This window comes from Phycisphaerae bacterium (assembly GCA_024102815.1).
Classification (GTDB): Bacteria; Planctomycetota; Phycisphaerae; order UBA1845; family UBA1845; genus JAGFJJ01.
The window spans coordinates 1-15,247 of sequence record JAGFJJ010000056.1 but is presented as its reverse complement, the minus strand read 5'-3'; the positions used below and the strand labels follow the sequence as shown (position 1 = coordinate 15,247).

General features: G+C 59.4%; 10 protein-coding genes. 2 read left to right on the top strand and 8 right to left on the bottom strand.

Features of this window, described 5'->3' with window-relative positions:
* Positions 1–36: 36 nt before the first annotated feature.
* From J5J06_13780 to J5J06_13750, 7 genes are all read right to left on the bottom strand, one after another.
* On the bottom strand, positions 37–453 hold the full coding sequence (locus J5J06_13780) for a hypothetical protein (GenBank protein ID MCO6438159.1): 417 nt from the start codon (positions 451–453) through the stop codon (positions 37–39).
* The gene (locus J5J06_13775; GenBank protein ID MCO6438158.1) at positions 447–2,027 is read right to left on the bottom strand and encodes a recombinase family protein; all 1,581 of its coding nucleotides are present in this window, start codon (positions 2,025–2,027) and stop codon (positions 447–449) included. The genes J5J06_13780 and J5J06_13775 overlap by 7 nt, the downstream gene beginning before the upstream one ends.
* Positions 2,024–2,524 (bottom strand): DUF2924 domain-containing protein, encoded by a 501-nt coding sequence (locus tag J5J06_13770; GenBank protein ID MCO6438157.1) that lies wholly within the window; start codon positions 2,522–2,524, stop codon positions 2,024–2,026. Before J5J06_13770 ends, J5J06_13775 begins: the two co-directional genes overlap by 4 nt.
* Before the next feature lie 523 nt (positions 2,525–3,047).
* Positions 3,048–4,019, bottom strand: coding sequence for a hypothetical protein (locus J5J06_13765; GenBank protein ID MCO6438156.1), 972 nt, complete (start codon positions 4,017–4,019; stop codon positions 3,048–3,050).
* 2 nt (positions 4,020–4,021) lie between these two features.
* A complete protein-coding gene (locus tag J5J06_13760) occupies positions 4,022–4,756 on the bottom strand; it encodes an ABC transporter permease subunit (protein MCO6438155.1) in 735 nt (244 codons plus the stop codon).
* A 4-nt stretch (positions 4,757–4,760) separates the two neighbouring features.
* Positions 4,761–5,420, bottom strand: a complete 660-nt coding sequence (locus J5J06_13755) for an ATP-binding cassette domain-containing protein (protein ID MCO6438154.1) — start codon at positions 5,418–5,420, stop codon at positions 4,761–4,763.
* 122 nt (positions 5,421–5,542) lie between these two features.
* Complete coding sequence (locus J5J06_13750; protein ID MCO6438153.1) at positions 5,543–6,550, bottom strand: ABC transporter substrate-binding protein; 1,008 nt, start codon at positions 6,548–6,550, stop codon at positions 5,543–5,545.
* Between the two features lie 1,031 nt (positions 6,551–7,581).
* Between J5J06_13750 and J5J06_13745 the strand changes: the two genes are divergently transcribed.
* Together J5J06_13745 and J5J06_13740 are read left to right on the top strand one after the other, a co-directional pair.
* Positions 7,582–7,758, top strand: a complete 177-nt coding sequence (locus J5J06_13745; GenBank protein MCO6438152.1) for a hypothetical protein — start codon at positions 7,582–7,584, stop codon at positions 7,756–7,758.
* Positions 7,755–10,199, top strand: coding sequence for an AAA family ATPase (locus tag J5J06_13740; protein ID MCO6438151.1), 2,445 nt, complete (start codon positions 7,755–7,757; stop codon positions 10,197–10,199). The genes J5J06_13745 and J5J06_13740 overlap by 4 nt, the downstream gene beginning before the upstream one ends.
* Before the next feature lie 568 nt (positions 10,200–10,767).
* On the opposite strand, the gene J5J06_13735 is transcribed toward J5J06_13740, so the two are convergent.
* Positions 10,768–14,229: a thrombospondin type 3 repeat-containing protein gene (locus J5J06_13735; GenBank protein ID MCO6438150.1), complete on the bottom strand. Its 3,462-nt coding sequence runs from the start codon at positions 14,227–14,229 to the stop codon at positions 10,768–10,770.
* Positions 14,230–15,247: the final 1,018 nt, after the last annotated feature.

Here is a 15,247-nt window from a genome sequence, read left to right as displayed (position 1 = left end):
ACATTTTGGTTTATGTTAGGTTCAGGCACAGGATTTTCAAGACCCGGCCGTGGGCGTCGCCATGTGTTTCCACATTCGCTGTTGCCGCCGCCAGTCGGGGACGGCGGTCAGGGCGCGCAGGTGGGGCTCAGAGATCGGGTCGCGACCACGGAGCGTGCGAGGGAGGAAAAGGACCGCTTCCTGAATATCCGGGGCCAGGAGGGTGAGGTTCATGATCTGGGTCAGCCGGGCGCGGGTGACTCCACCTAGACGAGCCAGATCGGCGTAATCGCGGGCGACGCCGTCTTTTAGAAGGCGTTCCAGTCGGATCGCCAGGGCCATCAGACGGGCGACGCGCGGGACGCGGCCTGGCTCTACCGACGCCTCGGTGGCGGGGGCAGGGTCGCCCGCTCTGATTTGTTTCCGCGATCTGCGGCCCACGGCGAAGTGGACCTTGCACTCGACGGTCAACATGCCACCGCCTCCCATTCTTCGGTTAGCGCCTTGATGCCCGTCGGCCGAAACGTGATCGCCAACGTGCCTTCTCCGCCGTCGTAGGTGATGCGCTCCGCCAACAGGTGGAGTACGCGGGCCTGCTCGCTCGGCGAAAGCGAGTCCCAAACGGGGTCGAACATCGACAGCGCCCGGGCAAGTTCGTTCTCATCCACGACCCGCGAGTTGACGGCGACGATCTGTTCGCGGACCTCCGTCGCCCGTTGCTCGGTCGCGCGGATGCGCCCCTGCATGTCCGCAAGCCGCGCCGCCGCGGGCGACTCCCCGGGTGCGCCGACGTGGTCGATCAACTTGCGGACCTCCGCACCGTGCTTGGCCAACTCACGTTCAAGCCGCCGACGTTCGGCCTGGAGCTCCTCCAGGCCGTCCTGGTTCTGCTTCCGGGCCTGTTCCAGCGTCCGGGCCAGAACCTCGTCGTCCTTGCCGATCGCCTTGATCCGGTCGACGACGAACCGTTCGATCTCGGCCGCGGGCACCGACTTGGTCGGGCAGTTTTCCCGGCCGCGCTTCTGGGCGTTGACGCAGACGTAGTAGCGATAGCGCCGGTTGGCCTTGCTGGTGTACGTGTGCATCATGCCGCAACCGCACGGCCCGCACCGGAGAAGGCCCTTGAGAAGTGCTCCATATTTGTTGCGGGTGGAATACGACCCAGTCCCGCCGTTGCGGCCGTTGTGGCGCAGGACGTCCTGCACGCGGTGCCAAAGCGTCTCGCTCACGATGGCGGGATGCTCGCCTTCGTAGACCTGATCGTGGTAGCGCACCTTCCCGATGTAGGCGATGTTGGTCAGCAGCCGGTAAAGCGACTCCTTGGTGAACCGTTTGCCACCGCACGTCTCGCCCCTTCTCGTCGTCCACTCCTTGGCCCGAATCCCGCGCCGATCCACATCGCGCAGCGTCGAGATCAGTGACCGCTGACGTAGATAAGTCTCGAAGATCTGCCGTACCTGCGTCGCCTCGTCCTCGTTGACGACCACCCGCCCACCGCTGCCGTTCGACGCCAGATCGAAGCCGAGGATCGGCCGGCCGCCGACCCACTTACCCTTGCGACGGGCGGCTGCAATTTTGTCGCGCGTCCGCTCGGAGATGATCTCCCGCTCGAACTGCGCGAAGGAGAGCAGTACATTCAGCATCAACCGGCCCATCGAGGTGCCGGTGTTGAACTGCTGCGTGACGGAGACGAACGACACGCTGTGCCGCTCCAGGACGTCCATGATCTTGGAGAAGTCGATCAGGCTGCGACTGAGACGGTCCACCTTGTAGACGACGATGCAGTCGACCTTGCCGTCCTCGATGTCACGAAGCAGGCGCTGAAGCGCCGGGCGGTCCATGTTGCCGCCGGTGAACCCGCCGTCGTCGTACCGATCGGGCAGAAAGATCCACCCCTCGTGCTTCTGGCTGGCGACGTACGCCTCGGCGCTCTCGCGCTGGGCGTCGAGCGAGTTGAATTCCTGCTCCAGGCCCTCCTCGGTGCTCTTGCGCGTGTAGATCGCGCAGCGCACCGCCGGGGAACGTTTCTCCTCGGTCTTCCGCTTCATCCGCCCCGCCGTCCTTTCACGCCGAAGAAGTAGTTGCCGTTCCAGTGCGAGCCGGTCACGGCTTTCGCCACGGCCGAGAGGCTGCGGTAAACGTCGCCGTCGCACTCGAAGCCATCATCGAGCACCACGACGGTGATCATTCGCCCCTTGTACGGTCGGGTCAGAATCGTGCCGGGCATCAACGCGCCGGCCCGGTCGCCGAATTCGACCTTCGCCTTGGTCGTAGTCGAGCCCGGCGACGGTGCTGGCTTGTCCGGAGGCCGGCGGACGCGGAGGTCCGTGTTGTCGGCCAATTCCTCCGCGCGGCGACGGGCGCGTTCCGACAGGCCGCCTTCGGCGTTCGCCTGCATCCGCCAGGCGATCCGCTTCCACAGCCAGTCCTTGTTGCCCGACCGCGTCGCCTCGCCGAAAACCTCGGCGTACCGGCCGCGCAGTCCCTTGACGGTCATCCGCCTCAGAGCGGCCACCTCGCGGGCGACGTTCAGTTTCTCAACCATGCTGACCTCCAAGTCCACGGTCTCTGACCGTTAACGCGGAGGCACAGGAGGGCGAGGTTTCCGAAAGATGGCAAGGCCAATCCGCCGGGATTTTCGAACTTCCGGCGCTCTCGAATGTCGCGGAGCCCGGCGGTTCGGAGATGTCGGGCGGGAGACAACCGGTCCGGCGCTTCAACCGCAGGAACCCGGCGGCCAGGATGGTGGCTACCTCGTCGATGCGGTCATCGATGGACATGTTTGCGGGGTCGTTGCGTTGCATGGGCGCTCCTCGAGCGTTCGCCCACAACGACCTCCGCATTGCGGCCGGTGAGTTGTCCGGCGGTAGTGATCTCGGCGACGCCGCGCGTTAACAGCGTCCTCCTTCACTACTTACCGCCGACAGATTCGAAGTGTTTTCCTGCGATGTGCGATAACGAAACGCACGCGGTGCCAACGCTGCACCCAATGACCGCGGTCTGCGCTGTGGCACTACTCACACCAAGACGAGCCGTGTATCTGCTGGTCGAGCAGCCTGCAATCAAGTCTACGGGAGGGATTCGAGAACGCTATAAGTCTGCACAAATCGCTCACACAGAACTCGCTCACGCAGCATTCGCGCCCGATGTACCTCGGTCGCACCTCCAACGGTATCAAGAATAAACTCAAAGACGACATTGCCAATTATGGCAAACTGAATCGCCGGCACAGACGCCTTGGCACGAATCTGGTTATCATTCGCACCGTACTGTTTCAGAATCGCAACAAACTCGTTCAGCTTTTTAGTCGCCTCCTCGACTGCCTTTTCTCTTGCATCACCATTGAGATCGCTGTGATAAAGGCCGTGAAATTCTTTCAGTCGCGCGGCGTCCCCCATCAATATTCCGAAGACGAAACGCCTAACCGCCTTCTTTTCTTCACAAGTTCTTACTGCGTGTGCCAGGCGTTCCAGCCCTTCCCTGAATTCCTGCGTCCATGCAGCGTTTGGGTTTGATAGCATCCCAAACCATGGGTTTGTCGTGACAAGCAAGAATCGATGGTGCGCCTGCGGAGTCCAATCCGACCGCTCCAATTCTTCCCACAGTGTTTTCATTTCCCTACTCATCGCGGTGACGAGCGCGGGAAACCCATGCACCATGACTCCTTGGCCTCGTTCGATTCGTTTTGTTTGCCAGAGCGTCCAGAAGGAAATCATTCCAATTTCGGCACCAAAAATCACGCCGGCAAGAGTCGCGCCAGTGCCAGTTGGCACCCTGTCATCGAATTGCGCTGAAAACCCCTCGAGTGCAAAACCACCGACCAACGATATGCCAAGCGTCAGAACCACACCACAAATAATGTGTGGCCAAGCGGAGCTGCTATCGTCTGGCAAATGCGAAGCCAGCTGAGCAATCGTCTCTCTGAAGGTAAACCCCTGCAAGTCGCCGCGCGCTCGCCAGTAAAGCCAGTTGTAGCCGACAACGCCGATGACAATGCAGCCCGCACCGATACACATTGCTACCCATGGTGCGCCGTTCATCCCTATTGCCTCCAGTGAACGACAATGCGTTCGAACCGCCCAACAACCGCGTTCAGACAATAGCCCATCACGCCGGTTGTGAGGATCGCAGCGTACATCAGCGGCTTGTCGTCGGTGTATCTCATGTCGAAAATGACGCGTCCAAGCCCTTGATTTCCTCCTATTAGCATCTCAGCCACGACAACGAGGATCAGTGCCAGCGATACACCCGCGCGGCAGCCGAGGAAGATCTCTCGTGCAGCGGACGGTAACGTGACCAGCCAAATACGACGAAGGCCCTCAATGCCCAAGAGATCCGCAGTTTCACACCGTGTACTCGGTATAGACCGCATTCCGTGAAGGGTCGCAAGCGCTACTACCAAGCTCGAACTGAAGCATCCTGCCGCTAGCTTTGTACCGGCTCCCGCACCAGCCATGAGAAAGAAGACCGGTACGAGCGCCGTTGCAGGTATCGAGCGCAAGAAATCTAGAATAAAGGCCAATGGCTCAGACGCATGCCCACGATTGCCGATCGCTATCCCTGCGGTGATGCCGATCGGCACGCTGAGAGTGAACGCGCTCAGGGCGTATGCAAGTGTCGAGACCACGTCCCCGAGGTGCGCTGTGGGCCGAAGCAATGCGTCACAGCGCATCGCAATTTCACTCGGTGCTGCAAGCATGGCGGGGCTCACAAGCTTCGCCCGCACGACGACTTCCCACGTCGCCGCGATGACGGCCACAGTGATCAGCCACGCCAATCCCCTACGCAATGCCAACCGCCTTCCTGACCGCTTGAACCGCTGTGATAGCCGCCGCGTCACTTGAATCGCCGATGTCACGAGGCCAAGGCATCTCCACCTTGATCCGCTCTGTGATGGTACGATTCGTGCTAAAGACTGCGACTTCATCGGCCAACTGCACGCCTTCGGTGAGGTCGTGAGTAATTACGATCCACGCCTCGCTGGGTCTACTCGCGAATCTCTCCGACATCATCTTCGAGGCAACCACACGTCGTCTGAAGTCAAGAGCGGAGAACGGCTCATCAAATACGCGGAGATCACCGGGCATTACCATCGTTGCCAAAAATAACAGCAACTGAAGCTCACCACCAGATAGTTCATACGGGTACTTGTTCAAATCGACTTGGATATCTAAGCGGCGACACAACGCAGCCATCTCGTCATCGATAATCGAGTTCGCGCCAGCGTTCACATGCTTGCCCTGGAAGGAACACCGAAGGCGCAATGCGATATTGTCCCGAACAGATAGCCACGGAAAGCACGCGTTGCGGTAGTCTTGAGGCATGTAGGCGAAGCGAATTCTTGGTTGGGCTGTGCGCCGCCCGGACGAGAGTGGGGCCAAGCCCAAGAAAGCCCGGGCAACGCTCGTCTTGCCACAGCCGTTCGGTCCAAGGAGGACCAAGCTAGACCCGCTGCATGCGCTTATTGTAACATCGGAGAACAAGCGCGCCGACGAGTCGGGCGTGCGTCCGTTCGCAGCATGAGACGCTGCTGCTTCCAGTGCTACGTGGATCAAACTAGGAGCTACTTTGGGAGCCATTCGCTGGGCGCCAACAGAGTCTTCGAGTCGAGTTTTCGGGAAATAACTCCGTCTTCCAAGAGCATGTCCGCGTGACGCTGAAATGCCTCGTAGTTTGCCTCAGAGAGCTTGGTGAACGGGATGTTGGGCGTCCTGAGCGCAACATCCGGCCGAATGGTCGTGTATCCAGAGAGTGCGACCTTGGCATCTCGTGGATTGGCGCGCATGTAGTCTAGCGCCTCGTAGATAGCGGCGACGACAGCACGTGTGACTTCCTGGTTTTGTTCGGCCCAATCCTTCTTTACAACCCAGACACCCGCCTGCCATGGGTCAATGACATACGTCTCCACGGCACCGGGAGCGAGCTTGGTCGCGCCCTTGTCGATTACGGCCTGCGTGCCCGTTGGTTCGTAGGTGAAGATCGCGTCCGCTCCACCGGATTCGAGAGCGTCCAGATGGCTCGTGATGGGAAGTTCTTGGATGGTGACGGTACTTGGTTCAATTCCGTTGGCCCGCAACACGCGCTTGAAGAATCCGACCGCCGTCTTGCCGGGGAAGGAAACTACTGTCCGCCCTTGCAGATCGGCGATTCGTTTGATTGGTGATGTTGCGGGAACCACGATCGAAGACAGGTAATTGTCCTTTGTTTCCGCGTCGATCATAAAAACTTTGAGCCGGTGGGGATCGCGACTCTCGTTGGCAAGCACAACGGAATATGCTATCGACGCGCCAAACTGTACGTCTCCGGTCAGAAGCGCGTCGCCTATCTCTGCACTGGCTGCAAACCGATGCAGCTCAGCACGAACACCGTGTTTGGCGAACAGGTTCCGCTGGGCCGCGACGAACAACGGCAGATCGACGTATATCGGGAGGTAGCCAATCCGCACAACAGGTTGGTCGGTTGGTGGTGGTATCTGACTGCCCGATTCCCACTGGCGAGCGATGTAAAGGAGGAGGGCACAGCAGCCCACCAAGGCGATCGAGGCCGCAAGGAGTTTCTTGCCTGGACTCATGGGCTTCTCCCAGTTCGATACCGATATCCCGATCAAATTCTTCCTGTTAACTAAAGGGCGACATTAACGCGAGAGCGCGAGAGTTCAAGACGCTCTCCAGCGGACGACGAGCGCAACCCGGCGGGTTGCGATCAAATCTCGAACGTCGTGGCTACGAACCGAGAGCGCGGCGGGAGGTGGCGAAAGCGCCGTAACCCTTTACGGGCGACGGGTTAGGGCGACGATGCGGTGAGGCCGCTTCCCGTCGCGGGTGTCAACGTAGGGGGCACTCTCTTTCGAGAAAACCCACCAACCTCCCCGAATGTAACCCTGGCAGCAACTCTCGGGCAGCGCCTGATGATGGGACACATGCCGAATTGCGTCGGACAGCCTGCTAGTGCGGACCCCAAGTCGAGAGTCGTTCGTTCGAACATCCATAACGCCGTTTCGGCTACTGGTGGAAGGTCCAAATCAAAACCCGCGGTCGAGCAGGATTCCTTGAGTGTCGGGATAGTCCGTGGTCCTGGTCGTCCGGTGCCACCGAACAACGTCCTTGGCGAGGATAGATGCGACCTCGCACCGACGACTGGCGGGGGGCAGAGATGTTCGTCCGCGCGCTGCTTGGGCATAACGGGCTCCGCGCGGACGAGCACGATCGCACGATGCGAACGCGCCGCCACGTACCCATTGCCTTTGCAGTTCGCGCGCGAGTCGTACGGAAATCCATGACCAAGGAGTTTGCTCTGGCTCGAATGCTACTCAGCCCCTCCTGCCGCCAGCCGGACTTCCACGGGTCCGCCCCCGCCAGGAGCAGGCAGCGTGCGGTGAGCCGACCACAGGGTTATGATGGAGAGGCGCGGATAGGTCGTGGGCACGATTGGACTGCCCGGCAAACGGTGAGTATCTCCGTGTACGGCACATCGCCGACGACGGCGTTGACCAGTTCCACATCGCCCGAACGCGACATGGCAAGCCAGCATCGACGACCGCACTGCGTGATTTTGCCCTACGTGAGGTGATGCATCGATGGCAATAGCCGAGAGGAGGGCTAGATGAGCAGCATTCAGGAAGACATCCTCATCGACTTCTTCAAGCAGCTTGCCGAACTTCCGGAATTCGACGCTGAACGCGTCCAATCGCTGCGAGCGATCTTCGAAGCAGATAAGAAGCCGAAGGCAGCTTCGCTCGTCGATGCCATTTCGTCTGACCCGCAGGATGAGGTCCCGTGATCAAGATCGAGTCCATCCATATCGAGGAGCTACGAGGGATTCGCAACCTCACGCTCGCGTTGAATAAGGGGAACTTTGTCATCTCCGGCCCGAATGGTTCGGGGAAAAGCGGTGTCGTAGATGCGATTCAGTTTGCGTTGACGGGCGAAATTGGCCGGCTCAAAGGCGCGGGCACGGGAGATTTGAAGCTTGCCGATCATGGACCCCACGTAGAGAAGCGCGACTACCCTGACGCCTCGTTCGTGTGCCTTGAAGTGTACATTCCGCACCTGGACAAAAGCGCGAGCATCACGCGCAAGATCAAGCAACCGAGGAAGCCGACCATCACGCCCGGCGACGCCGACGTGAAAGCGGTGTTCGCTGAACTTTCCGAACACCCCGAAGTTACCCTGTCACGTCGCGAGATCATCAAGTTCATTCTCACCGAAGCAACCCAACGCTCGCGGGACGTTCAGACGCTGCTCAAGCTCGACGACATCGATCAAACACGAGCGACACTCAAGACGACTCAGAACAAGCTTGAAACAGCCCATTCGACAGCGAAGCAGCAGGCAGAAGCGGCGAGAGAGAGCCTTAAGCGTCACTTGGACTTGGCGGAACTGAAAGCCGAGGATCTGCTTTCCGCCGTGAACCAGCGTCGCAAAGTGCTCGGACTAGCCGAGATCAATGAGCTGACAAGGGATACTTCCGTATCTGAGGGGCTCGAAAAGAGCGCAGACGCCGAAAAGAGCGCAAGCTCGAAGGAATCCGCACTTCGTGATGTCAAAGCTCTGTCTGACGCGATGACCGCGGGGTCTGAGAGTGCAACGCAGGAGCAAGTGGACGCAGTGCTCGGTGCCGTTGAGCAGATTGAGAAGGATCCCGGCCTCCTTCCACTGATTCGGCGTGCCGCATTCCTTCAGACGGGGCTCGAATTGATCGATGGGCCGCAATGCCCGCTGTGCGACACGCCTTGGGACGTAGAGGCCCTTCGTGCTCATGTGCAGAAAACGCTGGACAGGTCGAGAGAAGCGAAACAGATTGAAACTTCACTGCTCCAGAACGGTCGGGCGATCGCTGCGGCGGCAATGAGCCTCCAGACGATTGCCGAGACTGTAGCGAAGCTGGCGGAAGTCGACGAGGCACTACGGACGAACATGGGACAGTGGGTCGGCGCACTTCGGACCCTGACCGAAAATCTTACGTCCGTGGAGGGTCTCATCGCGCTGAAGGATCGCTTGGAACGCGGCTGGGCTAGCCCTCCGGCCGGCCTCAGGAGTGATGTGGAATCGCTGGCGAGCCGCGTGCAGGCCCGTCCGGACAAGGACGCACGGGGCAACGCTCGTGACTTCTTGGTTGTGGCACAGGAGCGATTGAAAAACTGGCAGGTTTCACGGCGTGACGAGGAGCGCAAGCGCATGGCGTCGGCTCGTGGCAAGGCGGTGTATAAGACCTACTGCCAAGTCGCAGAATCAGCCCTGACTGGACTCTACAAGGAGGTGGAGTGGGACTTCAGCAAGTACTACCAGTTTCTCAATCATGACGACGAGGGTGAGTTTACTGCCAAGTTTGAACCCGCCGATGGTAAGCTGGGACTGCTCGTGGACTTCCACAGAAAGGGGATGTTCCCACCTGGTGCATATCATAGCGAGGGTCATCAGGATGGGATGGGTGTGTGCCTTTATCTCGCCCTCATGAAGCGGGTCCTGGGTGATCGGTTTTCGTTCGCCGTGCTGGACGATGTGGTGATGTCGGTCGATTCTCAGCATCGGAAGCAGTTCTGCAAACTCCTCAAGACGCAATTTCCTCACACCCAGTTTGTCGTAACCACGCATGATCAAGTGTGGACGCGGCAGATGCGAACGGAGGGGTTGATCTCGGCCAAGTCAGCGATCGCCTTTCACACTTGGACCGTAGATACAGGACCGGTTCTCGATGAGGTCGCGGAGGTGTGGGAACAGATCGATGAAGACCTGGCGAAGAACGAGGTCCCGACCGCGGCGGCTCGTTTACGTCGGCACTTAGAGTACGTCGCCGCTGACTTGGCAGATGAATTGGCGGCACCGGTCACATTCAGAGGCGATGGCAACTACGACATGGGCGTGCTTCTGAGTGCCGTGCTCGGGAAACAGGGTGAGCTTCTTAAGGACGCGGTCAAGGCAGCGAAGTCCTGGAGCAATGCCGACCAGACTGCGAAGGTTGAAGAAATGCTCAGGGCTCGCAGTGAGATTCTGGCAGAGAAAAGCGGAGAGGAGTGGATAATCAATAAGGCGGTCCACTACAACGAGTGGGCGGACCTATCGAGAGAGGATTTCAAGCCGGTCGTTAGTGCGTTCAAGCGGCTTCTCAATCAGTTCCGTTGCGCTAAGTGCCAATCGTGGCTTTCGGTCTCTCCGCGAGTAAATCCCACGGACTTGCGATGCTCGTGTGGCACGTTGCGTTTGAACCTAAAGAAGAAGTAACCAGTTTTCGGGTTCGCGCCCCACAGGTCGCCGCAAGCGCTGATGATGCTCGGAATCGGGGCACCAGTGGTCCGGTAGTTTAGACGTGCGGCACGCAAGTCGCGCTCCTCGAAAGCTCATACCCCAAAAGCCGCCCAGCGGGAGGGTGGATTTCCGAGGCAGGTTTCGTTCGGTCGGGGGAACGGAACATGTTGCCATAACCCGTGGGTCGGCGCTGGCGAGAGACTCCGAGACTCTCGGCGAGACGCGAGCTACATGCCCAGCAAGGCGCCCTCGCCAAGGTCGCGCAACGGCGTTTCTCATCTCGGTGCGCGATGCGGGGCGATCCGTAAACCCTTGCCAGAACCGGCGATAGAAACGAAAACGCCGGCACGTCCCCGCGCCGGCGACGTTTCTTAACCCCTGGGTCGGCGGATTTCGCTACGACCCGCCAACTAGAGGGAACAAGACCGTCCTCGAAACGAAAAGTCGCGCGCAAGGGAGATTTTTTCGATGTTATGGTTGCTTGGGCGAACGCGACGCTTCCAACCTCGTGCGCATTAGTGATTCGCCCTTTTTTTGCAGCAGCCTACGGGCAATCCTGCGGTGCCGCGAATGGATACGGCTTCAAGCTGAACGCGTTGACGATCTGCAGGATGTCCGGGCCGTTGCAGGTCTTGTCCGGAACCTGCGGATTGACGTCCACCCACGAGATATGCGGCGCGCTGGGATCCTGCGTGAACTTCTTCAGCGCTGCGGTGATGTCAAAGCCGTTGACAATGCCGTTCGGAGGCGTCCAAGCCCCATCCGCAAACGTGCCTACAATGTCGCCCCAGAAGCGTCCGCCGCCAGGTTGCGGCGTCGTGCTGGCGATCAGCGCCGACGTAAACGTAATGCCGTCGGTCGTCGCGCGGATCTCGTAGTTGGCGTCTGGCACGATCGCACAGTCGGCCACGTGGACATTGCTTCCAGCCCAAACACGAAAAGCCGGCGCAGAGGAAAGACGGGCGATTCCATTCGAATCGGGAACATCCACCCAGCCAACAGTTGACGGGCCGGGGTCCGTCAAAGTGACCCCAAACGCGACTACCGTGTCCACGTTGCGCGGCACAAATGTCAGGTACCGGTTTTTTGCCACGGGCGTGGGCTGCTCTTCTCCCGGAGGCTCGCAGGCATCCCCGACACCATTTGAGTCAGCGTCTGTTTGGTCAGCGTTGGCGACTGTCGAACAGTTGTCGCAAAGATCGCCCAGCAGGTCGGCGTCCACGTCTTCTTGTCCCTCATTCGTGTCCGAGGGGCAATTGTCGCAGGCATCCCCCAGCGTATCCCCATCCCCGTTTGCTTGCCCGATATTGCTCACGAGCGGACAGTTGTCGCAGGCGTCACCCAGGGTGTCGCTATCGGTATCGGTCTGCGACGGATTCGAGACCGCGGGGCAGTTGTCACACACATCACCAAGATCGTCAGTATCGCTGTTGGTTTGGTCGAAATTCGAATCATCAGGGCAATTGTCACAAGCATCCCCAACGTTGTCCGAATCCGCATCTTCCTGGCCGGGGTTTGACGTGAGCGGACAATTGTCACAAGCATCGCCAAACGAGTCCGAATCTGCGTTTGCCTGGCTTGCGTTGGCATCCACCGGGCAATTGTCGCAGGCATCCGGCAGCCCATCGCCGTCACCGTCCAAGCAGTCGTCGCCAGCCGCGCAGATGTCGCAATCATCAGGAACCGAGTCTCCATCGGCGTCATTGCCGTCGGGTGAATCCGGACACAGGTCGCAGCCATCGCGTATTCCGTCCGAGTCACTGTCAAGACTGTGCCGCAAGACCACGTAGGCCGCGCCGGTGTCGGTTGCGACCCCATCTTCCCCGGGAGCACCGATGGCCAGCCACTCGCCGCCAACCGACACGGATTGCCCGAATGCCTGCGCTACTCCGGCGTGCGGGGGAATCGGCGATTTCGGATAGATGATCAAGCTCGGCTCCCATGTGTTACCGTTACGCCGATAGCCACCCACCAGTCCCTTTCTGTCGACGCCATCAGTAACGTTGTCCGGCAGGCCAGCGAACAGCCAGTCTTCGGTTATTGCGAGGCTGTTAACCGTGGGCGTCAAAGGCCCGGCTCCTTCGCCAACTCGCTGTGTTTCATTCCAGGAGTCGTCGCTCGGGTCGGCTGGTGAACCGTTGTCGTCCTTCTGGAACAGGTAGGTGTAGTACAGGTTTCTTCGAACCGCAATCCAGTTCTGCGACGCCGCGAGAGACTGCCCAAAGAACACGCCACTGTCTGAGGGCAAGAGCTTGGCGTGCTGCGACCAGCTCGTTCCATCGCGTCGATACACGAACACCGCCCCCGCGTTTGTTCCGGCTTCGGCATCGTTGGTATCGCCCGCAAACAGGAACGGGTCTTGTAATACGATTTCTCTCGCAAAGGGAGAGGGAACCGATGCCTCCAAGAACCAAACGTCATCGTCGAGGTTCGCCGTGTTATTATCGTCTCGCGCAAAAACCAACAGGGATCCGAGCGACCATGGCGCCGAGGCGGCCATGCGGATTCCATCCGTGTCAATATCCGTTCCCAGGTTGAAGACACTTCCTCCCCCTTGAATCAGATCATGTGCCGACCAATCGTCGTCACTTAGATCAGAAGGGGTTCCGTTGTCATCCCGCCGGTATACATAGACGGCTCCCGCGAGCGAGCCACGACTGGGTGCGCCGACAAATATCCAGTCCGCATGGACGGAGACGCTGGCGCCGAATTGTTGACCGGTGCCGTCGGGCGTCAAATCGGTGACAGGAGACCACGTGTCGTCGTCCAGATTGGATGGCGTGCCCTGATTGTCCCGCCGGTACACGTGGACGATCTCACCGGCTCCGTTACTGGAATCGCTGGCAACAAGCCAATTGTCTTCGACATCAATCGTTGTTCCGAATCGATCGCCTGCGACCAGCCCGACAGGAGCAATCTGCTGCTGTACCGTCCAAATGCTGGAGTAGAGGGGAATTGCGTAGCCCCTCTTTCGGAGAGTTCCCAGGACGCACCAGTTGCCACAGGCAGCAACGTCGTATCCGAGGTTCAGGCCGTTCGATTCCTGCGGGTCAGGTTCGTTGAAAACACCGGCCTGCTTCCAGGAATCATCGCTCGGGTCGTTTGGGGTGCCGTTCGTATTTCGGTCGAAAAAGTACACAGCCCCGGAGCCCAGCCCCACACTGCTCTCGCCTGCCCCCACCACTACGCGAGCATCGGTCAGGGCAACGGCGACACTGCCGCCGAAATTGCTCGGCACGCCGCCCTCGGGAAGCAGGCGCGCCGTCTGGACCCAGGCGGCGCCATCCTTGCGAAAGAGATAGACCCCGCCCGAGGCGGGGTCCGTAATTGTGGCAAGGCCTACCGCCACCAGGTCGCCAGCGATGGCCACGGAGCCCCAGAACAGACTCTCGGTCGGATTGGGAGGTGTGGTAAATAGAACGGCCTCCTCGCTCCACGTTTGACCCGAGCGTCGAAAGATGTAGGCAGAATCATCAATCGGGTTTACGGCCGCGGAGCCTACTATCAAGGCGTCTGTCTGCATTGCGATCTTGAAGCCGAACCTGTCGCCTGCCGCCCCATCTGATGCGGTGATCAGTGCTTCCTGAACCCATGAATCGTCACTCGGATCGCCAGGCGTGCTATTCTCATCCAGTCGAAAAACGTGAACCGCCCCCGTTGTGCTGTTGACAGTCGGGGCACCCACGGCAAGGCGATTGCCGGAGGCTGCCACGGTCCGGGCGGACGAGGACGGCGATAGGCTCAATTGCTGCATGAGCGGCCAGGAATCGTCCATGAAGTCCTGCGGTGTTCCGTTGTCATTCCTCCGATACACGCCGACAGTTTCGGCGCTATTGCCGGATACGATGGCGACGAAATCTCCGGACACCGCGACGCGAGAGCCGAACTTCAGTACACCGGGCGTCGGGAGGACTACAGCGACTTCGTCCCAGGTGTCGTCGTGCGGGTTCATGGTCGCGTTGTCGTTTCGTCTGTAGACGTAGACGGCGCCGGAAGTACCTGGCATACCGACTTCGGCGTTCTCGTACCCGAGAACGGCGTACGAGCCTGAAATCGACACGTCAGTCGCGCTTTGGAAAGACGATGGGTCGAATGCATCAAGTTCAATGACGCTACACTGAGAGAAAGCGTTGGACGAAGTGACTGCAACGATCGCGCAGGCCATGATCAACCCTGTGAGCCTGGCTCCGGTCGCCGCTCGGGCAGTAGGACATGGTAATGTTCGTCCTCCGCGAAAGGAACCGAAGCCGATACCGTCCGTTTTCTGGATGGGGCCCCTGAATTCACGATCGAGTCTCATCGTTTGGAATTCCTTTCGCAACGTGCCTGCACAACATTCCCTTTACACGCTTTCCGCGCGAGGACAAAGACCGGTCCCGATCGCTGCGTGTTGACGATGCTACGGGTAGCGGTATCCACCAAGTGGTTATTTCTTGGGCATGTTCGCGAGGAGCTGGAGGATACCTACCCGGACAAATCCCGACGACGACGCGGTACGCGATTGACATGTACATTGCCTAGCTCAAAGAGCCGAAATGAGGCAAGCGGAATTGTGTAACCCTTGAATCCGGCTTCGCACGATACGGTATCTCGGACTTCTCAGGATTGCAATCAGAATCCTGACCATCGTCGCGATTGGTGCGAATGCAGCACTATCTTGACAAGAACTCTCTTGAAGGGGCCACGCGCACCCCAAAAGAAATTGAGCAGGCGACGGTGCCCAGAGCGGGTCTGGGGGCAGACGTTCGCAGTGACATGCCACGGGGAAACTGATCCTGGCCTCCTTCGAATGACACAAGAGTCGTGTTCAGTATCACTTTTCACCGGACTAATCGTTGGCGGTTCATCATCTATCGCCTATTCTCGTAACACTGCTCGGGCCGGCATGTATTGGATACTTATTGATCTTTGATTCGACAAATAAATGTCTCACAGTCTGAGTTTCGCGTGATGGAAGAACGAGTGCAGCAGACTCTGGCTCTTGCCGGCTTGGTCGAGGGAGTCGATGACTTCCTCGGCCAGGG